The 24,091-nt window shown below is 71.5% G+C and carries 23 protein-coding genes; 5 read left to right on the top strand and 18 right to left on the bottom strand.

What is annotated here, in order from left to right; all coding sequences use genetic code 11:
- Positions 1-320: 320 nt before the first annotated feature.
- The 7 genes from truB to rimP all read right to left on the bottom strand — a co-directional run bounded on the left by truB (position 321) and on the right by rimP (position 7,288).
- Complete coding sequence (truB, locus tag ACFPQ9_RS19790) at positions 321-1,226, bottom strand: tRNA pseudouridine(55) synthase TruB (RefSeq protein WP_380854590.1); 906 nt, start codon at positions 1,224-1,226, stop codon at positions 321-323.
- On the bottom strand, positions 1,223-1,678 hold the full coding sequence (rbfA, locus tag ACFPQ9_RS19795) for a 30S ribosome-binding factor RbfA (protein WP_380854592.1): 456 nt from the start codon (positions 1,676-1,678) through the stop codon (positions 1,223-1,225). The genes truB and rbfA overlap by 4 nt, the downstream gene beginning before the upstream one ends.
- A gap of 37 nt (positions 1,679-1,715) precedes the next feature.
- Positions 1,716-2,009 (bottom strand): DUF503 domain-containing protein, encoded by a 294-nt coding sequence (locus ACFPQ9_RS19800; protein ID WP_380854594.1) that lies wholly within the window; start codon positions 2,007-2,009, stop codon positions 1,716-1,718.
- A 137-nt stretch (positions 2,010-2,146) separates the two neighbouring features.
- On the bottom strand, positions 2,147-5,254 hold the full coding sequence (gene infB, locus ACFPQ9_RS19805) for a translation initiation factor IF-2 (protein ID WP_380854596.1): 3,108 nt from the start codon (positions 5,252-5,254) through the stop codon (positions 2,147-2,149).
- A gap of 148 nt (positions 5,255-5,402) precedes the next feature.
- Entirely contained in the window at positions 5,403-5,699 is a 297-nt protein-coding gene (locus ACFPQ9_RS19810; RefSeq protein WP_093748946.1) for a YlxR family protein, read from the bottom strand.
- A 102-nt stretch (positions 5,700-5,801) separates the two neighbouring features.
- On the bottom strand, positions 5,802-6,788 hold the full coding sequence (nusA, locus tag ACFPQ9_RS19815; RefSeq protein WP_380854598.1) for a transcription termination factor NusA: 987 nt from the start codon (positions 6,786-6,788) through the stop codon (positions 5,802-5,804).
- 2 nt (positions 6,789-6,790) lie between these two features.
- A complete protein-coding gene (gene rimP / locus ACFPQ9_RS19820) occupies positions 6,791-7,288 on the bottom strand; it encodes a ribosome maturation factor RimP (RefSeq protein WP_380854600.1) in 498 nt (165 codons plus the stop codon).
- Positions 7,289-7,611: 323 nt separating this feature from the next.
- On the opposite strand from rimP, the gene ACFPQ9_RS19825 reads away from it, so the two are divergent.
- The 3 genes from ACFPQ9_RS19825 to ACFPQ9_RS19835 are packed head-to-tail and all read left to right on the top strand — an operon-like array spanning position 7,612 to position 9,587.
- The gene (locus tag ACFPQ9_RS19825; protein WP_380854602.1) at positions 7,612-8,172 is read left to right on the top strand and encodes a hypothetical protein; all 561 of its coding nucleotides are present in this window, start codon (positions 7,612-7,614) and stop codon (positions 8,170-8,172) included.
- Entirely contained in the window at positions 8,169-8,633 is a 465-nt protein-coding gene (locus ACFPQ9_RS19830) for a DUF4439 domain-containing protein (RefSeq protein WP_380854604.1), read from the top strand. The genes ACFPQ9_RS19825 and ACFPQ9_RS19830 overlap by 4 nt, the downstream gene beginning before the upstream one ends.
- Positions 8,634-8,684: 51 nt before the next feature.
- On the top strand, positions 8,685-9,587 hold the full coding sequence (locus ACFPQ9_RS19835; RefSeq protein WP_380854606.1) for an aminoglycoside phosphotransferase family protein: 903 nt from the start codon (positions 8,685-8,687) through the stop codon (positions 9,585-9,587).
- A gap of 148 nt (positions 9,588-9,735) precedes the next feature.
- Here ACFPQ9_RS19835 and ACFPQ9_RS19840 read toward each other — a convergent pair whose 3' ends face one another.
- From ACFPQ9_RS19840 to ACFPQ9_RS19855, 4 genes are read right to left on the bottom strand one after another with little or no spacing between them, the layout of a single operon-like run.
- Positions 9,736-10,302, bottom strand: coding sequence for a hypothetical protein (locus ACFPQ9_RS19840; protein WP_380854608.1), 567 nt, complete (start codon positions 10,300-10,302; stop codon positions 9,736-9,738).
- Positions 10,303-10,330: 28 nt separating this feature from the next.
- A complete protein-coding gene (locus ACFPQ9_RS19845; protein WP_380854610.1) occupies positions 10,331-11,140 on the bottom strand; it encodes a WhiB family transcriptional regulator in 810 nt (269 codons plus the stop codon).
- Entirely contained in the window at positions 11,137-12,354 is a 1,218-nt protein-coding gene (locus tag ACFPQ9_RS19850) for a BN159_2729 family protein (RefSeq protein ID WP_380854612.1), read from the bottom strand. The genes ACFPQ9_RS19845 and ACFPQ9_RS19850 overlap by 4 nt, the downstream gene beginning before the upstream one ends.
- On the bottom strand, positions 12,351-12,941 hold the full coding sequence (locus ACFPQ9_RS19855) for an RNA polymerase sigma factor (protein WP_380854614.1): 591 nt from the start codon (positions 12,939-12,941) through the stop codon (positions 12,351-12,353). The genes ACFPQ9_RS19850 and ACFPQ9_RS19855 overlap by 4 nt, the downstream gene beginning before the upstream one ends.
- A 306-nt stretch (positions 12,942-13,247) precedes the next feature.
- Here ACFPQ9_RS19855 and ACFPQ9_RS19860 point away from each other — a divergent pair, with 306 nt between their 5' ends.
- Both ACFPQ9_RS19860 and ACFPQ9_RS19865 read left to right on the top strand, forming a co-directional pair.
- Positions 13,248-13,670, top strand: coding sequence for a helix-turn-helix domain-containing protein (locus ACFPQ9_RS19860; protein ID WP_380854616.1), 423 nt, complete (start codon positions 13,248-13,250; stop codon positions 13,668-13,670).
- Between the two features lie 195 nt (positions 13,671-13,865).
- Complete coding sequence (locus ACFPQ9_RS19865) at positions 13,866-14,105, top strand: hypothetical protein (RefSeq protein ID WP_380854618.1); 240 nt, start codon at positions 13,866-13,868, stop codon at positions 14,103-14,105.
- Between the two features lie 103 nt (positions 14,106-14,208).
- Here ACFPQ9_RS19865 and ACFPQ9_RS19870 read toward each other — a convergent pair whose 3' ends face one another.
- The 7 genes from ACFPQ9_RS19870 to ACFPQ9_RS19900 form a co-directional block, all read right to left on the bottom strand.
- Positions 14,209-15,912, bottom strand: a complete 1,704-nt coding sequence (locus ACFPQ9_RS19870) for a proline--tRNA ligase (RefSeq protein ID WP_380854620.1) — start codon at positions 15,910-15,912, stop codon at positions 14,209-14,211.
- 72 nt (positions 15,913-15,984) lie between these two features.
- Positions 15,985-16,551, bottom strand: coding sequence for a GNAT family N-acetyltransferase (locus tag ACFPQ9_RS19875; RefSeq protein ID WP_380854622.1), 567 nt, complete (start codon positions 16,549-16,551; stop codon positions 15,985-15,987).
- Positions 16,552-16,577: 26 nt separating this feature from the next.
- Positions 16,578-17,426, bottom strand: a complete 849-nt coding sequence (locus ACFPQ9_RS19880) for a GNAT family N-acetyltransferase (RefSeq protein WP_380854624.1) — start codon at positions 17,424-17,426, stop codon at positions 16,578-16,580.
- A 300-nt stretch (positions 17,427-17,726) separates the two neighbouring features.
- Complete coding sequence (gene ispG / locus ACFPQ9_RS19885) at positions 17,727-18,884, bottom strand: flavodoxin-dependent (E)-4-hydroxy-3-methylbut-2-enyl-diphosphate synthase (protein WP_380854626.1); 1,158 nt, start codon at positions 18,882-18,884, stop codon at positions 17,727-17,729.
- Between the two features lie 169 nt (positions 18,885-19,053).
- Positions 19,054-20,346, bottom strand: coding sequence for a M50 family metallopeptidase (locus ACFPQ9_RS19890; protein ID WP_380855300.1), 1,293 nt, complete (start codon positions 20,344-20,346; stop codon positions 19,054-19,056).
- Positions 20,347-20,354: 8 nt separating this feature from the next.
- Positions 20,355-21,788 carry a 1-deoxy-D-xylulose-5-phosphate reductoisomerase gene (gene dxr / locus ACFPQ9_RS19895; RefSeq protein WP_380854628.1) on the bottom strand — a complete coding sequence of 478 codons (1,434 nt, stop codon included), beginning with the start codon at positions 21,786-21,788 and terminating at the stop codon, positions 20,355-20,357.
- A 121-nt stretch (positions 21,789-21,909) separates the two neighbouring features.
- The gene (locus tag ACFPQ9_RS19900; RefSeq protein ID WP_380854630.1) at positions 21,910-23,844 is read right to left on the bottom strand and encodes an acyl-CoA dehydrogenase family protein; all 1,935 of its coding nucleotides are present in this window, start codon (positions 23,842-23,844) and stop codon (positions 21,910-21,912) included.
- Positions 23,845-24,091: the final 247 nt, after the last annotated feature.

Here is a 24,091-nt window from a genome sequence, read left to right on the forward strand (position 1 = left end):
TCCGACATCCGATGGGCGCCGCCCGCCCGCGGGCCCCGTCCCGCCATTGTCGAACCTCCCCGCACCGCGCCCGTTCGCTCATCCGCCGCGTCTTTTTCCCGACGGTAGGCGTGATGTGATCAGCGGGACAGATCACGTGGCGAACGCGCCCCCTTCCGCTCCCTCGGTTCACTCCGAGCGCCTGCCCGGACGGGTGAACAGGCGCGGGTCGTTGGATACACCCTAGAAGTGGGGGAACCGAGGGGGGACCGTGGAGCGGCGGGCAGAGGACAACCCCGTGACCGCCGCTCCACGGGCAGGCCCTCGATGGGGCCGGTGTCTCAGCCGAACACGGCCAGGCTCTTGGCCTTGCCCTTCTGCTCCTCGACGAGCGCGAGGAAGCGCCCCTCCGGGTCGAAGACGGCCACCGGTCCTGAGCCCGCGTACTCGTCGGGCATGTCGAGCCGCACGCCGTTCGTGAGCAGCCGGGCACGCCGGGCGTCGACGTCCCAGCGCGGGAAGGCGGCTGCGGCGGCCTCGGCGACCGGCAGCACCGTGAGCTCCTGCTGCAGCTGGTCCAGCGTCCTGGCGGAGTCCAGCTTGTACGGCCCGACGCGGGTGCGGCGCAGCGCTGTGAGGTGGCCGCCGACGCCCAGGTCGGCGCCGAGGTCCCGGGCGAGCGCCCGGATGTACGTACCGGAGGAGCAGACCACCGACACGACCAGGTCGAGGACGGGCGTGCCGTCGTCGGCGACGGCGTCCCTGACGTCGTACACGGCGAAGGAGGAGATGGTGACGGGGCGGGCCGGGATCTCGAACTCCTCGCCCTCCCGTGCCCGCTTGTAGGAGCGCACCCCGTCGATCTTGATGGCGCTGACCCTGGACGGCACCTGCATGATGTCGCCGGTCAGCTTGGCGATCCCGGCGTCGATGGCGTCGCGGGTGACCTTCGAGGCGTCGGTGGACCCCGTGATCTCGCCCTCGGCGTCATCGGTGACCGTGTTCTGGCCCAGGCGGATGGTGCCCAGGTACTCCTTCTCGGTCAGGGCCAGGTGACCGAGCAGTTTGGTCGCCCGCTCCACGCCCAGGACGAGGACACCCGTCGCCATGGGGTCGAGGGTGCCGGCGTGCCCGACGCGGCGGGTGCGTGCGATGCCGCGCATCTTGGCGACCACGTCGTGCGAAGTGAAGCCCGACGGCTTGTCGACGATGACAAGGCCGTCGGGCGTGGTGTGCTTCTGCGTCATTCCGCGGTGTCGCCGTCCGTCTCGTCCTCGGGCTCCGGCTTGCGGTACGGGTCCGCCTCACCGGCGTACTTCGCGCCCGCCGACGCCTCACGCACCTTCGCGTCGGACTGACGCGCCTTGTCGAGGAGGTCCTCGATGGTGCGCGCGTTGTCCGGGAGGGCGTCCGCGACGAAGGCGAGGGTCGGCGTGAACTTCACACCGGCGGCCCGGCCGACCTCCGACCGGAGAATGCCCTTGGCGCTCTCCAGGCCGGCCGCCGCTGCCGCCCGCTCCTCGTCGTCCCCGTACACGGTGTAGAAGACGGTCGCCTCCCGCAGGTCACCCGTGACCCGGGTGTCCGTGATGGTGACGTGCGAGCCGAGCCGCGGGTCCTTGATCCCACGCTGCAGCTTCTGGGCCACCACCTCTCGGATGAGGTCCGCCAGCCTTTTCGCCCGCGCGTTGTCGGCCACTGGTCCGTCTCCTTCGTCACTTCTCTTGCTGCTTGCTTCAGTCTTCGTCGCTGTGGAGTCTGCGTCGAACCGAGAGCAGTTCCACCTCCGGCCGCCCGGCGACCAGCCGCTCACAGCGGTCCAGTACGCCGGAGAGGTGTCCCGTGTCCCCGGAGACCACCGCGAGTCCGATCTCGGCCCTGCGGTGGAGTTTCTGGTGCCCCGTCTCCGCCACACTCACCGCGTACTTGCGCTGGAGTTCGGCCACGATCGGGCGGACGAGAGAGCGTTTCTCCTTCAGTGAGTGCACATCACCGAGGAGCAGGTCGAAGGACAGAGTCCCCACATACATGTGTGTATCCGGATGTCCCGCCGGTTCGGGGTACGGGCGCCGTGCGACGCCGATACGGGAACCGTACACGCAACGGCCGGGGCCGATCGACGGAAATTCTGCTCCCGCCGATCGGCCCCGATCGCGTGCTGCGTGGATCAGACGCGCGGCTTCTCGCGCATCTCGTACGTCGCGATGACGTCGTCGACCTTGATGTCGTTGAAGTTGCCGAGGTTGATACCGCCCTCGAACCCTTCGCGGATCTCGGTGACGTCGTCCTTGAAGCGACGCAGACCCTCGATGTTGAGGTTCTCCGCGACCACCTTGCCGTCGCGGATGAGGCGCGCCTTGGTGTTGCGCTTGACCTCGCCGGAGCGGATGAGAACACCCGCGATGTTGCCCAGCTTGGACGACTTGAAGACCTCGCGGATCTCCGCCGTACCGAGCTCGACCTCCTCGAACTCCGGCTTGAGCATGCCCTTGAGGGCCGCCTCGATCTCCTCGATCGCCTGGTAGATGACCGAGTAGTACCGGACGTCCACGCCTTCGCGCTCGGCCATCTGCTGCGCACGCCCGGCGGCGCGCACGTTGAAGCCGATGACGATGGCGTCGGAGCCCATGGCCAGGTCGATGTCGGACTCCGTGACCGCACCGACGCCGCGGTGCAGGACGCGGATGTCGACCTCTTCGCCGACGTCCAGCTGGAGCAGCGAGGACTCGAGGGCCTCGACCGAACCGGAAGCGTCACCCTTGATGATGAGGTTGAGCTGCTGGACCTCGCCGGCCTTGAGCACCTTGTCCAGGTCCTCGAGGGAGACACGGCGCGTGCGCTTGGCGAACGCGGCGTTGCGCTCACGGGCGGCGCGCTTCTCGGCGATCTGACGGGCCGTACGGTCCTCGTCCACCACCAGGAAGTTGTCGCCCGCACCCGGGACGTTGGTCAGACCCAGGACCTGAACCGGCGTGGAGGGGCCGGCCTCGGCGACGTTGTTGCCGTTGTCGTCGAGCATGGCGCGGACGCGGCCGTAGGCGTCGCCCACGACCATCGTGTCGCCGACCCGCAGGGTGCCTCGCTGGACGAGGACCGTCGCCACGGCACCGCGGCCGCGGTCGAGACGGGACTCGATCGAGATGCCCTGCGCGTCCTGGTTCGGGTTGGCCCGCAGGTCGAGCGAGGCGTCCGCGGTGAGGACCACGGCCTCCAGCAGGGAGTCGATGTGCAGACCCTGCTTGGCGGAGATGTCGACGAACATGGTGTCGCCGCCGTACTCCTCGGCCACCAGCCCGTACTCGGTGAGCTGACCGCGCACCTTGGTCGGGTCGGCGCCCTCGACGTCGATCTTGTTGACCGCGACGACGATCGGGACGTCGGCCGCCTTGGCGTGGTTGAGCGCCTCGACCGTCTGCGGCATGACGCCGTCGTTGGCCGCGACGACCAGGATCGCGATGTCCGTCGACCGGGCACCACGGGCACGCATGGCGGTGAACGCCTCGTGACCCGGGGTGTCGATGAAGGTGATCGCGCGGTCCTCGTCGTTGACCTGGGTCGAGACCTGGTAGGCACCGATGTGCTGGGTGATGCCGCCGGCCTCGCCCGCGATGACGTTCGTCTTGCGGATGGCGTCGAGGAGTCGGGTCTTACCGTGGTCGACGTGACCCATGACGGTGACGACCGGCGGGCGGACCACCAGGTCCTCCTCGTCGCCCTCGTCCTCGCCGAACTCGATGTCGAAGGACTCGAGAAGCTCGCGGTCCTCCTCCTCGGGGCTGACGATCTGAACCGTGTAGTTCATCTCGCTGGCCAGGAGCTCCAGCGTCTCGTCGGAGACGGACTGGGTCGCGGTGACCATCTCGCCGAGGTTCATCATGACCGCGACGAGCGACGCCGGGTTGGCGTTGATCTTCTCCGCGAAGTCGGTGAGGGAGGCACCGCGCGACAGGCGAATGGACTCGCCGTTGCCGCGAGGCAGCATCACGCCGCCGACCGACGGGGCCTGCATGGCCTCGTACTCCTGGCGCCTCTGCCGCTTCGACTTGCGGCCACGGCGCGCGGGACCACCGGGACGACCGAAGGCGCCCTGCGTGCCACCACGACCGCCCGGACCACCGGGACGACCGCCGAAGCCGGGACGGCCACCGCCGCCACCGCCGGGACCACCCGGACGGCCGGCGAAACCGCCGCCACCGCCACCGGGACCACCGGGACGGCCGGCGAAGCCGCCACCGCCGCCGCCACCGGGACGGCCGGCGAAGCCGCCGCCACCGCCCGGACGACCGCCGCCACCGGGACGACCGCCGCCGCCGGGGCCGCGGCCACCGCCGGGGCCACCGCCGGGACGCGGGCCGGCAGCCGGACGCTGCGGCATCATGCCGGGGTTCGGACGCGGGCCACCGGGGCCGCCGCCGGGACGCGGGCCGCCGCCCTGCGGACGGGGCATGCCGCCCGGCGAGGGACGCGAGCCGCCCGGAGCCTGCGGGCGGGGACCGCCCTGACCCTGGGGACGGGGACCGCCCTGGCCCTGCGGACGCGGAGCGCCGCCGGGAGCGCCGGCGCCACCGGGGCCGCCGGGACGCGGGGCGCCGCCCGGACGGGGCGCCTGCGGGCGCGCCATGCCGGTGGAGCCACCAGAGGTGAACGGGTTGTTGCCCGGACGGGGACCGGCCGGACGGGCACCGGGACGCGGGGCACCGCCACCCGGACGCGGAGCGCCGGGACGGTCGCCGCGGTCACCACGGCCCTGGCCGCCCTGGCCACCGGGACGCGGAGCGCCGGGGCGCGGGGCCTGGCCACCCGGACGCGGGGCGCCCGGACGCGGGCCGGAGCCCTGGCCCTGGGAGGCGGCCGGAGCGGCGGGTGCCGCCGGCGGTGCCGTGAACTCGGGCGCGCTCGGAGCCGGGGACGCCGGGGCGGGCCGCGGCGCGGGCTTCGGGCCCGGGGTGGGACGGGGGCCGGGAGAGGCCGGCGCGGCCGGGGCCGCGGGCTTCTCGGCAGCCGGCTTGGGGGCCGCCGGGCGCGGCGGAGCCGGACGGGCTGCCTGCGCCGGGGAGGGGGCTGCCGGCTTCGCCGGGGCAGCCTTACGAGCGGGGGCGGACTTGCCGCCTCCGCCGCCCTGCTGGAGGGCGTCCGTCAGTTTGCGGACGACGGGCGCTTCGATGGTCGAAGACGCCGAACGGACGAATTCACCGAGTTCCTGGAGCTTGGCCATGACGACCTTGCTCTCCACACCGAACTCCTTGGCGAGTTCGTATACCCGGACCTTAGCCACTTCGCTCCTTTTAGGTCCGGGTTGCGGCCGGACCGTCGCTACTTCATGGGCGTACTCATCGCGTGCTCATCGAGTGCTCATCGCAATCTCGACCTACTTCCAACTCGCGGGGTACCTGGGCCGCACGGCGGTTCCGCACGACGCTTTCTTACGGTGTTGCCTGCTCAGCAACTGTTGTCTGCTCGACGTACCGGCGCAACGCCTTTGTGTCGAGCGCTCCCGGGGCGCGCAGCGCCCGCGTGAACGCCCGTCGGCGCACCGCCTGGTCGAGACAGACCAGGGCGGGGTGTACGTACGCACCCCGGCCGGGCAGCGTACCGCTTGGATCAGGGACGCACTCGTCCTTGATCGCCACGATCCGCAGCAGATCAGCCTTGGCCGCTCGCTCCCGGCACCCCACACAGGTACGTTCAGGGCAGGCGCGGGCGCGTGTCCGGCCAGACATCACTAAGTCTACCTCCCCGTACCGACCTCACCCCTTTGGGGCAGGATTCGAACAGTTGCCGCCCGGTAACCTGACGTGATCTGAGCGCCTGGCGGCTTGGATCTATTCCCCGGCCTGCTCGGTGTCCGGGCGGATGTCGATCCGCCAGCCGGTGAGCCTGGCGGCGAGCCGGGCATTCTGCCCTTCCTTGCCGATCGCCAGTGACAGTTGGTAGTCGGGCACGGTCACCCGCGCGGAGCGGGCCGCCATGTCCACGACCTCGACCTTGGAGACCCGGGCCGGGGACAGCGCGTTCGCCACCATCTCGGCCGGGTCGTCCGACCAGTCGACGATGTCGATCTTCTCGCCGTTCAGCTCGCCCATGACGTTGCGCACCCGGCCGCCCATGGGGCCGATGCAGGCGCCCTTGGCGTTCAGACCGGAGCGGGTGGACCTTACGGCGATCTTGGTGCGGTGGCCGGCCTCGCGGGCGATGGCGGCGATCTCCACCGAGCCGTCGGCGATCTCCGGCACCTCCAGGGCGAAGAGCTTCTTCACCAGGTTGGGGTGCGTCCGGGACAGGGTCACGGAGGGACCGCGCACACCCTTGGCCACCCGGACGACGTACGACCGCAGCCGCATCCCGTGCGGATAGGTCTCGCCCGGGACCTGCTCCTGCACCGGCAGGATGGCCTCCAGCTTGCCGATGTCCACGAGCACGTTCTTCGGGTCGCGGCCCTGCTGGACCACGCCGGTGACGATGTCGCCCTCGCGCCCCGCGTACTCGCCGAGCGTCGCGTCGTCCTCGGCGTCGCGCAGACGCTGCAGGATGACCTGCTTGGCGGTGGTGGCGGCGATCCGGCCGAAGCCGGAGGGGGTGTCGTCGAACTCGCGGGCCTCCTGGCCCTCCTGAAGATCCTCGGGATCCTCCTTCGCCCACACGGTCACATGTCCGGTCTCCCGGTTCAGCTCCACGCGCGCGTGGCGGCGGCTTCCCTCGGTGCGGTGGTAGGCGATGAGGAGGGCCGACTCGATCGCCTCGACCAGCAGGTCGAAGGAGATCTCCTTCTCCCGAACCAAGCCCCGCAGGGCACTCATGTCGATGTCCACGGCTACGCCTCCTCTTCCTTCTTGTCCTTGCGGTTGAACTCGACCTGCACGCGGGCCTTCTCGATCTGCGGGAAGCCGAGTCTGCGGCTGGTGGGCCTGCGGCCCTTGACTCCGGGCACTTCGAGATCGAGGCCCTCGTCGTCCACCTTCAGGATCCGGGCCACCAGTTCCCCGCCCTCGGCCAACTGGAACTTCACCAGCCGGTCGACGGCGCGCACATAGTGCCGGTGCTCACTGAGGGGGCGTTCCGCGCCCGGGGTGCCGACCTCGAGGGTGTACTCGCCCTCGCCCATCGCGTCGGTCTCGTCGAGCTTCGCCGAGAGCCCACGGCTCACATCGGCGATCTGGTCCAGGTCCGCCCCGGAGTCGGAGTCGACCACGACGCGCAGCACTCGCTTGCGTCCGACGGAGTCCACTGCGATCTCTTCGAGATCGAGGCCCTGAGAGTTGACGAGCGGTTCCAGAAGTTCTCGCAGCCTCTCGCTCTGGGTGGTGCTCATCCGGGTGACTCCTCGGCCGCGTGTGCTGTTGTGGGATGGGTCGCGTGTCTGGTCAAAGGGTATCGGGTCGCGGGGAGTGTTGCGTCCAGCCTCCGGCGGCGGGGCCGCGTCGCCGAAGGGGTCGGGACTGCGGGTTTGCGGGCGAGTGCGGGTTCCCTGTGGGTGATCGCGCCCGCGCGGCGGAGCCGCAGATCGACACGGCCCCGCGCCCCTCGAGGTCGGCTGTCGAGCCGGTGACATGACTCTGCCGGACGCGCGGGTACGGTGATCACGGCGGGCGCGTCCCGCCTGCGTGTTCGTACGAGTCCCCGAGGACGTGTGCCGTGCCGTATCCCCCGCCCTCGCGCCACCCCTCGGGGCCGCGCAGAAGAACCCTGCTCGCCTCGGCCGCCGGTGCCGCGCTGCTGGTGGGCTGCACCTCCCGGTCCGACGATGCGGACGGCGGCACCAGCGGCAGCCCGTCCCTGGCCGAGAAGGCACGCGCGCGTGCGGCCCGCGACAGCGAGGACCTGGTCGGGCACTACGACGCCGTGCTCGCCGCCCATCCGGCGCTGACGGGGCTGGTGGGGCCGTTGCGGGCGGAGGCCATGCGACACACGGCGGCGTTCGGCGCGGGTCCGGCCGGAGGGTCCACCGGTTCGCCCACGTCGTCCGGGGCGCCGAAGGGCGGTACGGCGTCGCCGTCGGCCTCCCCGTCGCCGGGCGTGTCCGTTCCGGCGAACGAGCGGGACGCGCTGGCCGGGCTGGCCGCCGCCGAACGGGCACTGGCGGACCGGCGGGCGAAGGCACTGCTCGAAGTGCCCGGCGAACTGGCGCGGCTGCTGGCCTCGGTGGCCGCGGCCGGTGCGGCGCACGCGTATCTGCTGACGGAGGGGGCCAAGTGAGCGAGACGAAGCAGGCGACCGTCAAGGCCCTCCAGGCGGCGCTCGCCGCCGAGCACGCGGTCGTGTATGGATACGGCGTCGTCGGCGGCCGGATCGCCGAGGAACGGCGCTCGGAGGCACGTGCGGCATACGCGGCGCACCGGGCGCGGCGGGACGCGCTGGCACGCGAGGTGCGCGACCGGGGCGCCGAGCCGGTCTCCGCGAGCGCCGCGTACGCGCTGCCCTTCCCGGTGCCGGACTCGGCTTCGGCCGTCCTGCTGGCCGCCGAGCTGGAGGACCGGGTGGCTGGGGTGTACTCCGACCTGGTGCGGGCAGCCGAGGGTGAGCTGCGGGGCAGGGCCGCCGAGGCGCTGCGGGAGGCCGCGGTGCGGGCGGTGCGCTGGCGGGGCGGGAGCGTAGCCTTCCCTGGGCTCGCCGAGCGCGCGGGCACCACGTCCCCGTCGGCGGCGCCCACCGTGTGACGCGGGACCGCGGCACACGTACGGGCAGTACGGGAAGGGAACGACTCGCGCATGGCTTTCGAACCGCCGCAGCGTCTGGTCCGGGCGCTCGGTGAGACGGCACCGGACGGTGACGACTGGTTGGAGAAGCTGCCGGAGGCGGCCCACCAGGCCGTCGCGCTACGCGAGTTGACCGTTGAACGGGTGCAGGTGCCGGGCGGCCGCAGCAGCCTGGTGGTGCTGGTGCGGCGGCCGGACGGCACGCCGGCCGTGCTGAAGCTGGCGCCGCCCCGGGCCCGCCCGGAGAGCGAGCGGGCCGCGCTCGCGCACTGGGGCGGCACGGGTGCCGTACAGCTTCTGGAGCCCCTCGTGACCGAGGGCGTGCTGCTGCTGGAGCGGCTGCGTCCGGATCTGTCGGTGCGGTCGTTGCCGGAGGCGAAGGCGCTGCTGGAGGCGGCGGGGACGCTGCGGCGGCTGTGGGTGGAGCCCCCGGCCGGCCCACAGTTCGAGACGGTGGCCGAGCGGACGGGGCGGCAGGCCGAGGCGATGCGGGCGACCGCGTCGACGGACACGGAGGTGGCGGTGCTGGTCGACGCCGCGCTGGCCGCCCGCGAGGAACTGCTGGCCGCGCCGCCCGAACGGCGGTTGCTGCACGGGACGTTCCGGCAGAGCAAGGTGCTCGCCGGGGAGCGGATGCCGTGGCTGGCGGTGGGGCCGGATCCGGTCGTGGGTGAGTGCGCGTTCGACCTGGCGCGCCTGGTGCGGGACCGGGTGGAGGATCTGATCGCCTCGCCGTCGGGGGCGGCCACGACGCGGCGGCGGATCAAGCGGCTCGCGGAGTCGCTGGAGGTGGATCAGGAGCGGCTGCGGGGGTGGACGCTGTTCCGGGCCGTGGAGTCCGGGGTGCGGGCCCGGCGGGTCGGGCGGCCGCAGGACGCGGAGTTGTTGCTGGAGTTCGCGGGCTGGCTGTCGTAGCCCCTGCTCCTGCGGCGCCGGATGCCATGGACGGACCACGCCCCCCTGCCGTGGGTCGGAGCAGAGGGGCGTGGTGGATCCGGTCGACTTGCCTCCCGAGCCTGCCGACCGGGGTCTCGCGGGGGCGCCGGACGGCCGGCCGGCGCCTTCAGTGCTCGCCGGGCCGCAGAGGCGTCACCGCCGCCCAGGTCTCGGCCGTCGCGCCCGAGAGGATCCCCTCCATCGCCAGCAGCCTGGTGTGCCTGCGGATGTGGGCCGACTGATCGGGCGGCGCGGGACGGTCCGTGGTGACCGGATGCGCGTACGGGACATGGGCGAACAGCGGCACCTCGGCAGGTGACAGCCGCCAGGACAACTGCCGTCCCCCGGCCTCGACGCACAGCAGGTGGACGCCGTCCGGACCGGAGCCGGCGTCGGGGGTGAGCACCGCGCTCGCCGGGTGCAGCGCCGCCAACCAGGCCAGCAGCAGGGCGCGTTCACGCCGTACGTCGGTCAACTCCCGTTCGTAGGAGTCGGCGTGCCGCTGCCAGCGCTCGCGCTCCTGTCGGCAGTCGTCGAGGTCGCGGCCCAGGCGGTGGCGGGGGCCGGTCCGCCGCGCGCCGCGCCGCCGCAGGACTCGGCGCAGGGCGGCGGCCGCGCGGCCGAGGGGACCCGGGCTCCGGGGACGGCCGGCTCCGGGCGCGTCGGGCAGGGGATCCGACGGGGTCGAGGACATGAGGTACTCCGGTTGCGGTGAGGGGATGTCAGCTCGGGTCGCCGGACGTCGCGGCGCGATGTCGGGCGGGGTCGCGATGTCGGGCGGGGTCGCGGGGGCGGAGGCGGGGCTGCTCCCGCAGGTCACCGGTGGAGCCGGTGGGGCGACCGGAGTCGCGGGGCATGGCCTGCTCCCGCAGGGCACCGGTGGAGCCGGTGGGGCGATCGGAGTCGCGGGGGCAGGGCTTATCCCGCAGGTCACGCGTCGAGCCGGGGTGGCGACCGGAGTCGCGGGGCATGGCCTGCTCCCGCGGGTCACGGGTCGAGCCGGTACGGCGGTAGCGGCCGGCCTCTCGGGCGTTGGCGGCGCGGCACGCCTCGTCGACGGGTTCGCCCCGGCGCAGGTGCCGTTGGTAAGCGGCGCGGGTGCCGCAGGGGGCGGGCAGGGGGCGCGGGGCTGCGGACGGGGCACGGGATTCCGCCGGGGCACGGGATGCCGCCGGGGCACGGGGTGCGGCGCGATCGGCGGGCTCACCGGGTCGCGGTGCCGGCCGGCGCTGCTGTGCCCGTGACAGGTTCGCGGCGCGCTCCAGGTCATGCCGCTGGGGACCCGTCAGTCCGGCCACGACGCCCTGGCGGCGGCACCGTGCCAGACCCTTCTCCCGTTGCAGTACAGCGGCCAGGCATGGTTCGAGCACGGGACAGGCCGTACAGATCGCCACGGCCGTGGGCCAGGAACTGCGCGAGAACCAGAGGTCCGCGTCCCGTTCCCCGCAGGCGGCGCTCGCCTCCCAGACCCGCGAACCTCCGTCCGCCGCCACCGCGCCCGGGATCCGCGCGCCTGCCCCACCGGCAGTCATACGACCGGCCCGATCGGGCCGCACATCAGTCCGGAGGGCCCTGTCGGCACGGGTAACGCCCGGACGTCGGCGGACACGACATCCGGTGTGACGGCCCGCACCGGCGACAACGGCCCCAGATGAACCGCCAGATTGGCGAGGGAGCACCGCTCGGACCGGCCGTCCAGAGACATCAGGGGCATGCCGTCGTGGCTCCGGCAGCCCTGGAAGTACCAGATGTCGCCCTGCGCGTCGCGCTGCGGAAGCGCCAGGTCGTAGGTGACGCCACCGAGCCGGAAGAGACGCGCCCGCGGTCCGGGCGCCGAGGAGGCGAGGGCGGGTGCCGCCAAGGGGATGGCCGTGGGCGGAGGCGCCACAGGCGGGGGTTCCGCAGGCGGGGGTGCCACAGGCGAAGGCACCACGCGCCGGGTTGCTGCAGGCGAAGTTGCCGCAGGCGGGGTTGCCGCAGGCGCGGGCGCCACGCGCAGGGTTGCCACAACCGGGGTTGCCGCAGGCGGAGTTGCCGCGGGCGCGGCTGTCGTGGACGGGGTCGCCTCCGCCCGTGGCGCCATGCGCGGTGGCGCCGCGTGCGCGGCCGTCGGTGGGGTCGCCTCCGCCCGTGGCGCCATGCGCGGTGGCGCCGCGTGCGCGGCCGTCGGTGGGGTCGCCTCCGCCCGTGGCGCCATGCGCGGTGGCGCCGCGTGCGCGGCTGTCGGTGGGGTCGCCTCCGCCGGTGGCGCCATGCGCGGTGGCGTCGAGGTGGCGCCATGGGCCACCACCGTCACCCGGACGCCGCCACGCTCGCCCTCGCCGACCACCGTGTGCGGGCGGGTGCCCGCCCCGACGGCCGTGACGCCCAGGTACGCGCGCCAGCGGGCCCACGGGAGGGGGCCGTCGACGCGGAGCACGACCCGCACCCGGTCGCCGTCCACGCGCACGCCGGAGGGACCGGCGTGCCCGGCCAGTCGGCGTTCGATGGCGTGTGCCACGGAACGTGCCCGTGCGCAGGAGGCGTCCCAGGCCAGGGCCTTGCGCTCCAGGTGGGTGAGGGGGCGCGGCGCCGGGGTCCAGCCGCCGTCCGGCGTCCGGTGCAGTACGGCACCGAAGGAGCGCCCGGGGTCGACGAGGAGGCGGGCGGAGTCGAGCGCGTGCGCGACCGCGGTCGCCCGGTCGGCCCCGGTGGACTCCAGTACCGCGCGGATCACGCCGACGGCGTGCGGGACGTTGCTGTTCATCCGGACACCGCCCCGGTCGGCCGACGCAGCTTGCGCAGGGCGCGGTAGGTCAGCGTCTTGACCGCGCCGACGCTCCGGCCCATCGCCAACGCCGTCTCCTGCGGCGTCAGTTCGTCGAGGAAGCGCAGTTCCACGCAGTGCCGCTGCTGGGCGTTGAGGGTGTGCAGGGCGGTGCGGACCGCCTCATGGGCCTCGACGGCCTCCAGTGCGCGCAGGGCGAGCGCCTCCGTGTCCCGGCCGGTCTCCCCCGGGTCGTCGAACTCGGCGACAGAGGTTTCCAGACGGGTACGGCCACGGCCGAGTTCGTCGAGGTAGAGGTTCTTCGCGATGGTGGTCAGCCAGGCGGCGAAGGTCGTGCCCTGCCAGGTGAAGGCGTCGATGCGCCGCAGGGCGCGGGTGAACACCTCCTGGGTCAGGTCCTCCGCCAGATGTCTGTTGCGCGTGCGCACCAGCAGAAACCCGTACACCACGCGGTAGTGCTGGTGGTACAGGGCCGCGAACGCCTCCCGGTCGCCCGTGCGGGCCCGGGCGACGAGCTCGGGTTCCGGGTCGCCCGGAGCGGTGATGACGTTGTCCGGTAAGGACACGATCGGTTCTCCCGTCGAGTCGATCTCTCGAATCTTCAATATTCATGTAGATGTAGATTCTCAGGGCGTGCGACAACATCTCGCACCAGGGGCCGCGATCCACATCCGGAGTCATCTACAGTCTTCATGTAGATGCAGATAGTGTCAAGATACCTACGGAGCGTGAGAAATGACGGGCGGTCCGGGGAGGCTGGGGGCGCGCGATTGCACGGCCGCCCGCGCAGCGCTCCCGCGCGCTCCCGACGCCTTCGTGAGCGATCTGCGATCTACTTGCGCTTGTAGATATTGATGCCGGATCCTCGATGCGTGACGATCCAGCAGAGCAGCGCAGGAGACCCGGAACCCGGCCAGGATCCCCCTCGCCGGGACGAGGACCTGGCGGCTCTGCTCGAACATCTCCTGGCACAGGTGCCGGGCCGAACCCAGAAGGACCTGGCAGCCGAGGCCGGCATCTCCTATCCGACGCTGAACGCCTGGATGAACCGCACCCGCGGCACCTCGCGCATCGATCCGGAGAAGCTGCGGGCCATGGTCGAGGTGTTCCGGCGCTGGGGCGTGCGGACCACACCGAGGGAGTTCTTCGAGGCGGTCGGCCGCCCCGTTCCGGGGCCCAGCGGGGACGAGCGCGAGGCCCGACTCCTCAAGCTGTACCGGCAATTGCCGGAGGCACGTCAGCGCGCACTGCTGAAGGACGCCGAGGCGATGCTTCAGGTCAGCCGCATCGGCTGAGGTCAGGGGCTCGTTTTCGGCCATCGGGCCGTACCGCCGGCGCGTGCCGGGTGTGACGGAAGCTTCCGGTGCGACGGGAGAATATGACGAAACTCCTCACGCACCCGACCGCCGTCGGTACCATCAGTCAGCCGCTGACCTCCCGGAGCGGATCACTCCGTGCCGTAGTGCATCCCTGGGGAGACAGTTGTGTGCGTGCACATTGCCGTGACGGACGGTCTGGCGAGCATCGCGGTCTGGGACCCGGACGAGGTCAGCATCCGCGTAGCCAGAGGTGCCCCGGCGCGTGAGGTGCTCCGGGAAGTGGCGGACATCCTGCTCATCGACCTGGGCGCCCCCGGCTCACGCGGCGGGCCCCTGCGCTGCTTCTGCGGCATGCGCGTCGAGCTGCCGCACGAACTCCTCCCCCGCGTGCTCACGGCCGAGGCCGGCTGAACCGATGTGGTGAGCCGATACGCAGGACCGTTCCCCTCCGTGCGGCACCGACGCTGTGTCAGTGCCACGGAGAGGAACGGTCAGGCGGTTCCTACGGGTTGCGCTACGCCGTCAGGCGGGCGATCGCCTCGTCCACCGTCAGCTCCTCGCGCTCACCGGTCCTGCGGTCCTTCAGCTCGACGACGCCCTCGGCCGCGCGCCGCCCGGCCACCAGGATCTGCGGTACGCCGATCAGCTCCGAGTCGGTGAACTTCACGCCCGGCGAGACACCGGCGCGGTCGTCGCACAGGACGCGCAGGCCGGCCGTGGCCAGCTTCTCGGAGACGTCGAGGGCGAGTTCGGTCTGCAGGGCCTTGCCCGCGGCGACCACGTGGACGTCGGCCGGGGCGACCTCGGCCGGCCAGCACAGGCCCTTGTCGTCGGCGGTCTGCTCGGCGAGGGCGGCGACAGCGCGGGAGACACCGATGCCGTAGGAGCCCATGGTGACGCGGACCGGCTTGCCGTTCTGGCCGAGGACGTCGAGCTTCAGCGCGTCCGCGTACTTGCGGCCGAGCTGGAAGATGTGGCCGATCTCGATGGCGCGGTCCAGGTTGAGGCCGGTGCCGCACTTCGGGCAGGGGTCGCCGTCCTGGACGACCACCACGTCGACGTACTCGTCCACCTCGAAGTCACGGCCCGCGACGACGTTCTTCGCGTGCATGCCCTCCTTGTTGGCTCCGGTGATCCAGGAGGTGCCGGGGGCCACGCGCGGGTCGGCGAGGTACTTCACCTTCTCGCCCAGGCCCTGCGGGCCGACGTAGCCGCGCACCAGGTCCCGGTTCTCCGCGAAGTCCGCCTCGGTGACCATCTCGACGACGGCCGGGGCGAAGTGCGCCTCGACCTTGTCCATGTCGACCTCGCGGTCGCCGGGGACACCGACGGCGACGATCTCGCCGTCGACCTTGACCAGCAGGTTCTTCAGGGTGGCGGAGGCCTCGACGCCGAGGTGGGCGGCGAGGGTCTCGATGGTGGGGGTGTCCGGGGTCGGGATCTCCTCGAGCGCGGCCACGCCGGCGGCGTCGACCGGCTTCAGTTCGTAGGTGATCGCCTCGGTGTTGGCCGCGAAGTCGCAGTTCGGGCAGTCCGCGAAGGTGTCCTCGCCGGCCTCGGCCGGGGCGAGGAACTCCTCCGACTTCGAGCCGCCCATCGCGCCGGCGGTGGCGGCGCAGATGCGGTAGTCGAGGCCGAGGCGCTCGAAGACGCGCTGGTAGGCCTGGCGGTGCAGGGCGTAGGACTGGGCGAGGCCCTCGTCGGCGGTGTCGAAGGAGTAGGAGTCCTTCATCAGGAACTCACGGCCGCGCAGGATGCCGGCCCGCGGACGGGCCTCGTCACGGTACTTGTGCTGGATCTGGTAGAGGATGACCGGCAGGTCCTTGTACGAGGACGCCTGGTCCTTCACCAGCAGGGTGAAGATCTCCTCGTGGGTCGGGCCGAGGAGGTAGTCGCCGCCCTTGCGGTCCTTCAGGCGGAACAGCTCCTGGCCGTACTCGTCCCAGCGGCCGGTCGCGTCGTACGGCTCACGCGGCAGCAGCGCCGGGAGCAGCACCTCCTGGGCGCCGATCGCGTCCATCTCCTCGCGCACGATGCGCTCCACGTTGGCGAGGACGCGCTTGCCGAGGGGCAGCCAGGACCAGATGCCGGCCGCCGTGCGGCGGACGTAGCCGGCGCGGACGAGCAGCTTGTGGCTGAGGACCTCGGCGTCCGCCGGGTCGTCGCGCAGCGTCTTCGCCATCAACTGGGACATGCGCTGGACCGGTGCGTTGGCCATGGTTCTCGTACTCCTGCCGGATGTGGGTTATGGCAGGAGGTTAGCCGGGCGGTACGGGACGGTGGAAATCGGTTAACGGCGGCGGAGCGGGAGAGGCGCGCCCATCACGGCGTACGGCTTGGGAGCGCTGGGGAAAAGGACCTGGCGGGCGAGGTCCTCGTAGCCCAGGGAGTGGTAGAGACCACGGGCCGGGCTGTCGACGTCGATGGCCGAGAGGATCGAGCGGGGTTCGGCGGCGCCGTCCGTGATCGTGGTGATCAGTGAGCGGCCGACGCCCCGGTTCTGGTAGCGGGGGTGGACGTGGAGTTCCGTGATGACGAAGGAGTCGTCGAGCCAGATGTCGTGGCCCTGGGCCCGCAGATAGGGCTCCACGACGGTGGACCACCAGTGGGTACGGTCGTTGGGCATGCCGTAGACGAAGCCGACGAGGGTGCCCGAGGTGGTCGCGCCCAGGGCTCTCGCTCCGGGGTAGGTCATATGGCGCAGGACGATCTGGCGGCGTACGGCGACTTCGTCGGGGCCCAGGCCGAACGCCACCGCCTGGACCGCCAGGGCCTCGTCCACGTGGGCCGAGAGGTCCAGGGGGCCGATCACGATGTCGTCTGGTTGGCGGCGATGTGCGTGACCGGGAAGGCGCATGGTGGGGAGCCTACCTGGACGGACGTTCAGAACAGGACGCTCATGAAGGCGCCGACCTCCTGGAAGCCGACTCTCTGGTACGTCCTTCTCGCCGCCGTGTTGAAGTCGTTGACGTAGAGGCTGACCACCGGGGCCACGTCCGCCAGGGCGTAGCGCAGGACGGCGGCCATGCCGGGGGCCGCCAGGCCCTGGCCGCGGTACTCGGGGGCCACCCAGACGCCCTGGATCTGGCAGGCGCGGTCGGTGGCGGCGCCGATCTCGGCCTTGAAGACGACCTTGCCGTCCGGGTCGAGACGGGCGAACGAGCGGCCGGACCCGACGAGTTCGGCGACCCGGGCCTGGTAGAGAAGTCCGCCGTCGCCGGCCAGCGGTGAGACGCCGACCTCCTCGGTGAACATCGCCACGCACGCCGGCATGATCGTCTCCATCTCGTCCTTGCGGATGCGGCGGACGTACGGATCCGGGGTGATGTCGGCGGGCATGCGGTCGGTGATCATCAGGGGCTGGTGGGAGCGGATCTCGCGCGCCGGGCCCCAGTTGGGCTCCAGCAGGCGCCACAGCTGGGCGGTGGAGTCGGCGGGGCCGACGATGGAGGAGCAGCGGCGGCCCGCGCGGCGGGCACGGTCGGCGAAGGCCCGTACGGCTCGGGGGGTGGCGCAGATCGGGACGAGGTTGGCGCCCGCGTAGCACAGGGACGTCAGCATGCCGTCCTCGTACCAGCCCCACATCTCGCCGCCGAGGCGCCAGGGGTCGAGGCCGGCGATCTGGACGCGGGACGTCACGAAGGCGTTCGCGACCGGCTCGCGGTCGAGGACGGCGAGCGCCGCGTCCAGGTCACTCGGTTCGAGGACCCGTGAGGTGGTCTGGGTCAACACGGTGCGGGGGCCTCACGCTGGGGTTCTGCTGGTCCCCGCACTGTACCTGCGGAAGCTGAGCCATGCCGCCCCCGGCTGCGCCGCTGGGCCGGGCGCCTGTGAGCTCGGGACGCTGGGGCCGGTTGGCGGCTGCGGGCGGTGGGGGCCGGTCGCGCAGTTCCCCGCGCCCCTGGGAGGGCCTGCGGCCCTCCATTCAGCCCGTCCGGCGTTTGAGGACGAGGCCCCTTCAGGGCCGAAGCGGAGGTCCGGGGGCGGCAGCCCCCGGGGACGGGACGGGTGAGGGCGGCGGGGGCGGAAGACTCAGCCCGCGACCGCCACCGACGGCTCGCCCGACTCCACGCCCTCCGCCTCCATCTGCTCGGCGATCTTCATCGCCTCCTCGATGAGGGTCTCGACGATCTTGGACTCGGGGACCGTCTTGATGACCTCGCCCTTGACGAAGATCTGGCCCTTGCCGTTGCCGGAGGCGACGCCGAGGTCGGCCTCGCGGGCCTCGCCCGGGCCGTTGACGACGCAGCCCATGACGGCGACGCGGAGGGGGACCTCCATGCCGGTCAGGCCGGCGGTGACCTCTTCGGCCAGCTTGTAGACGTCGACCTGGGCTCGGCCGCAGGACGGGCAGGAGACGATCTCCAGGCCGCGCTGCTTGAGGTTCAGGGACTCCAGGATCTGGTTGCCGACCTTGACCTCCTCCACCGGAGGGGCCGACAACGAGACGCGGATCGTGTCGCCGATGCCCTGGGAGAGGAGGGCGCCGAAGGCGACCGCGCTCTTGATCGTGCCCTGGAACGCCGGGCCCGCCTCGGTCACCCCGAGGTGGAGGGGGTAGTCGCACTGCTCGGCCAGCAGCTGGTAGGCCCTGACCATGACGACGGGGTCGTTGTGCTTGACGGAGATCTTGATGTCCCGGAAGTCGTGCTCCTCGAAGAGCGACGCCTCCCACAGGGCCGACTCGACGAGGGCCTCGGGGGTCGCCTTGCCGTACTTCTGGAGCAGACGACGGTCCAGCGAGCCGGCGTTGACGCCGATGCGGATCGGGGTGCCGTGGTCCTTGGCGGCCCGCGCGATCTCCTTGACCTTGTCGTCGAACTGCTTGATGTTGCCCGGGTTGACCCGGACCGCGGCGCAGCCGGCCTCGATGGCGGCGAAGACGTACTTCGGCTGGAAGTGGATGTCCGCGATCACCGGGATCTGGGACTTGCGGGCGATCGTCGCCAGGGCATCGGCGTCGTCCTGTGTGGGGCACGCCACGCGCACGATCTGGCAGCCGGAGGCCGTGAGCTCGGCGATCTGCTGGAGGGTGGCGCCGATGTCCGACGTACGCGTCGTGGTCATGGACTGGACCGAGACCGGTGCGTCCCCGCCGACCGGGACGGATCCGACCTGGATCTGACGGCTCTTCCGGCGCTCGGCGAGCTTGGTCGGTACGGACGGCATGCCGAGAGAAATCGCAGTCATCTGCTGTGCAACCCCAAGTCGTGGATCAAGGTCCGGTCCCGTCAGCAGCGGGCTCCAGGCTTCGAGATTACGGCACGGGCCCTCCCGCCAGCACATCACGGCCCCTAAACCCACTCAATGGAAGGCGGCCCTGGACGTACCGTCCCGGGCCGCCTCGAACTCCGTGTGACTAGGAGATTCTGACCGGGTTAACGAGGTCCGCGACCAGCACCAGCAGCGTGAAGCAGACGAAGATTCCGGCCACCACGTACGCCACGGGCATCAGCTTCGCCACGTCGAACGGACCGGGGTCCGGACGGCGCAGGACCCTGGCCAGGTTGCGGCGCAGCGACTCCCACAGGGCGCCCGCGATATGGCCGCCGTCGAGCGGCAGCAGCGGGAGCATGTTGAAGAGGAACAGGGAGAGGTTGAAGCCTGCCAGGAGGAACACGAACGTCGCCAGCTGCTGTGACGCCGGGATGTCCAGGGTCGCGATCTCGCCGCTCACCCTCGCCGCGCCGACGATGCCCATCGGGGAGTCCGGTTCGCGCGGGCCGTCGCCGAAGGCGGCGTCCCACAGAGCGGGGATCTTGGACGGCAGGGCGACCAGGGAGTCGACGGCCTCGCCGACCCGGTCGGTCATCCAGGACACGGAGTCGCCGAAGTCCTGTTTGACGACGCCGGTGGCCGAGCTGAAGCCGAGGAAGCCCGCCCGGACGTAGTCGTCCTGGACATACGCCCCCCCGGCGTCCTTCTTCAGGACCCAGTTGGTGGCGATCTTCGCGTGCAGGGTCAGCTGCTCGCCCTTGCGGTCGACGACGATCGCCACATCCTCGCCGGCGCTCTTGCGGATGAGGTCGGACAGGGCGTTCCAGTCCTGGGTCTCCACTCCGTCGAAGGAGACGATCCTGTCGCCGGCCTTCATGCCCGCGGCGGCGGCCGGGGACCTTTCGTCGGACGCCTTGCAGTCCTCGCGCTTCTCGGTCTGTGCGATGACGCACTGGGAGACCGAGCTCACGGTGGTGGTCTGCTGCTGGATGCCGAAGCCCATCAGCACGGTGAGGAACAGTCCGAAGGCGAGGACCAGGTTCATGAAGGGGCCCGCGAACATCACGATGACGCGCTTCCACGGCTTGCGCGTGTAGAACAGGCGGGTCTCGTCGCCGGGCTTGAGCTCCTCGAACGCGGCCGAGCGGGCGTCCTCGATCATGCCGCGCCACGGCGAGGTGGAGCGGGCCTCCAGGCGGCCGTCAGGGCCGGGCGGGAACATGCCGATCATGCGGATGTAGCCGCCGAACGGGATCGCCTTGACGCCGTACTCGGTGTCGCCCTTCTTCCGCGACCAGAGGGTCGGGCCGAAGCCGACCATGTACTGCGGCACCCGGATGCCGAACATCTTGGCCGTGGACAGGTGGCCCAGCTCGTGCCAGGCGATCGAGGCGAGCAGCCCGACCGCGAACAGCACTATGCCGAGGATGAACATCAGGGTCGTCATGCACGGGCCTCCGCCGTGTGTGCCGCCAGTTCCCGGGCCCGCCGACGGGCCCAGCTCTCCGCTTCGAGGACGTCCGCGACGGTCAGCGAAGTTCCCGCACGCGGGGTGCCGTGCTCCTCCACCACCCGCGTCACGGTCTCCATGATCCCGTTGAACGGCAGCGCGCCGGCCCGGAAGGCCTCCACGCACTCCTCGTTGGCCGCATTGAACACCGCGGGCGCCGTGCCCGCGAGCTTCCCGACCTGGCGCGCCAGGTCGACCGAGGGGAACGCCTCGTTGTCGAGCGGGAAGAACTCCCAGGTCGACGCCTTGCTCCAGTCGAAGGTGGGCGCGGCGTCGGGGATGCGCTCGGGCCAGCCCAGGCCGATGGCGATGGGCCCGCGCATGTCGGGGGGCGTCGCCTGGGCGATCGTGGATCCGTCGGTGAACTCAACCATCGAGTGAACATACGACTGGGGATGCACGACGACCTCAATGCGGTCGAAGGAAATGTCGTAGAGCAGGTGCGCCTCGATGACCTCCAGGCCCTTGTTGACCAGGGTCGCGGAGTTGATCGTGATCACCGGGCCCATGGCCCAGGTGGGGTGGGCGAGGGCGTCCTCGACGGTCACGTTCGCCAGCTCGGCCTTCGTACGGCCGCGGAAGGGGCCGCCGGACGCGGTGACGACGAGTTTCCGTACGTCCGCCCTGTTCCCGGACGCCAGCGCCTGGAACAGGGCGGCGTGCTCGGAGTCGACGGGGATGATCTGCCCGGGCTTGGCGAGCGCCTTGACCAGCGGGCCGCCGACGATCAGGGACTCCTTGTTGGCGAGCGCGAGCGTGCGGCCCGCCTCCAGGGCGGCGAGGGTGGGGGCCAGGCCGATGGAGCCGGTGATGCCGTTCAGGACGGTGTGGCAGTCGGAGGCGGCGGCCTGGGTGGCCGCGTCCGGTCCGGCGAGGATCTCGGGGAGCGGCTCGCCCGTGCCGTACTGGGCCGTCAGGGCCTCGCGCAGCGCCGGTACGACGTCCTCGCGGGCGACCGCGACGGTCCGCGCCTTCAGCCGGTACGCCTGCTCGGCGAGAAGGGCGACCCGGCCGCCGTTCGCCGACAGGGCGGTGACCCGGAACCGGTCGGGGTTACGAAGAACGAGATCGATGGCCTGGGTGCCGATGGAGCCGGTGGAGCCGAGGATCACCACGTCCTTGGGGCCGTCGCCCGCTACGGGGTCGTAGACCAGATGCGGGTCGGCGAGGGCGCGGGGCGGAAGCCCCGTCGTCCGCCCGGAGGGCGGGCCCTGCGGCGTCAGGTGCGTGCTCTCGCCGTGCCGGGCGTCGGCCCTCGTACCGGATGTACTTGGGCCGGCGCCCGGTGCGGCGAGAGTGCGTGCATGGCGTCGCAGGGCAGACGGGGCTTCCGCCCCGCGCCCTCGGGGGGCTGGACTGTCGCTCATCCCCCCATTGTGGCCGCAACGGCTGACGGGGAGGACAGGGCATCCCCATCCGGCAGGTAACAGGATGGTGAGGGGTCGCCGCCGGCAGTGAGCTGCCGGCGGCGACCCCTCACCGTGACGGTCACCGGATCGGGCGGTGCACGTTCTCCCGCTCGCTCGGGCCCGGGGTCGCGTCCGCGATCCACACACCGCCGTCGTCCGACGGGTCGACGATGCCCGACTCCAGCCACTCGTAGGTGCCTGCCATGACTCCCTTGACGACCTTGCGGTCGAGGTCGTCGGTGTTGGACCACAGCCGGCCGAAGAGCTCCTCGACGCGCAGCCGGGACTGCCGGCAGAAGGCGTCGGCGAGCTGGTAGGCCTCGCGGCCGTGCTCACCGCGGGCCCGCAGATGCTCGGCGCGGACACAGGCCGCGCTCATGGCGAACAGTTCGGCGCCGATGTCGACGACCCGGCCCAGGAAGCCCTGCTTGGTCTCCATGCGGCCCTGCCAGCGGGACATGCCGTAGAAGGTGGAGCGGGCGAGCTTGCGGGAGGTGCGTTCGACGTAGCGCAGGTGCGGCGAGAGGTCGACGCCGCGTTTGAACTCGCCGTAGGAGTACGGCAGTTGTCCCTGTCCGGCGACCAGCTTCGGCAGCCACTTGGCGTAGAAGACACCGGCGTTCGCGCCCGCCTTGGCCTTGTCCTGGAGGGACTTGTCGGGGTCGATGAGGTCACCGGCGACCGACAGGTGGGCGTCGACGGCCTCGCGGGCGATCAGCAGGTGCATGATCTCCGTCGAGCCCTCGAAGATGCGGTTGATGCGCAGGTCGCGCAGGACCTGCTCGGCGGGAACCCCGCGCTCGCCGCGCGCCCTGAGCGAGTCGGCCGTCTCGAAGCCGCGGCCGCCGCGGATCTGGATGAGCTCGTCGGCCATGAGCCAGGCCATCTCGGAGGCGTACAGCTTGGCGAGGGCGCCTTCGATGCGGATGTCGTTGCGGTCCTCGTCGGCCATCTGCGAGGCGAGGTCGGTGACGGCCTCCAGGGCGAAGGTGGTGGCCGCGATGAAGGAGATCTTGGAGCCGACGGCCTCGTGGTGCGCGAGCGGCTTGCCCCACTGCTCGCGAGCCGCCGACCACTCGCGGGCGATCTTCAGGCACCACTTGCCGGCCGCGACGCAGGACGCGGGCAGCGACAGCCGCCCGGTGTTGAGGGTGGTGAGGGCGATCTTCAGACCCGCGCCCTCCGGGCCGATGCGGTTCGCCGCCGGGACGCGGACCTGGTGGAAGCGGGTGACGCCGTTCTCGATGCCGCGCAGGCCCATGAAGGCGTTGCGGTTCTCGACGGTGATGCCGGGCGAGTTGGTCTCCACGACGAAGGCGGTGATGCCGCCCTTGTGCCCGTCGGACTTCGGCACCCGCGCCATGACGACGAGGAGGTCGGCGACCACGCCGTTGGTCGTCCACAGCTTGACGCCGTCGAGGACGTACTCGTCCCCGTCGGGGACGGCGGAGGTGGCCAGGCGGGCCGGGTCGGAGCCGACGTCGGGCTCGGTCAGCAGGAAGGCGCTGATGTCGGTGCGGGCGCAGCGCGGCAGGAACTGCTCCTTCTGCTCGGGGGTGCCGAACAGCTTCAGCGGCTGCGGTACGCCGATCGACTGATGGGCGGAGAGCAGGACGCCGATCGCCGGGCTGGCCGAGCCGGCCAGGGTGAGGGCCTTGTTGTAGTACACCTGGGTGAGGCCGAGACCGCCGTACTTGGTGTCGATCTTCATGCCGAAGGCGCCGAGTTCCTTGAGGCCGTCGATGACCTCGTCGGGGATGCGGGCCTCGCGCTCGATGAGGGCGCCGTCGACCTTCGTCTCGATGAAGTCACGCAGTTTGGCGAGAAACTCCTCGCCCCGCTGGGTGGCCTCGTCGGTGGGCATGGGGTGGGGGTGGATGAGGTCCAGGCGGAAGCGGCCGAGGAACAGTTCCTTGGCGAAGCTGGGCTTGCGCCAGTCCTGTTGCCGGGCCTCCTCCGCCACTTGGCGTGCCTCACGCTCAGTGACAGTAGGCTTCGTGGGTGCTGCGGACATGAGGCTCACCTCGCCGCGAATCGGGATCTTGGGCCGTTTGGTTACCGACGGGTGCTACCCGATCGTATGTACCCGATTACAGGCGCGCCCACCACCCCGTGCGCGCCGAACGGGTGCTCACGCCGTCCGAGAAAAACTGTCGAAGCGCTTCGACAGCCTATGGACACCCAGGCGTGCCAGAGTTAGTGTCGAACCACCCTCACACCCGCCCTAATCCCAGTGCGCACTGTCGAAGCGCTTCACAAAA

It is taken from the genome of Streptomyces coerulescens, from assembly GCF_042657965.1.
GTDB lineage: Bacteria > Actinomycetota > Actinomycetes > Streptomycetales > Streptomycetaceae > Streptomyces > Streptomyces coerulescens.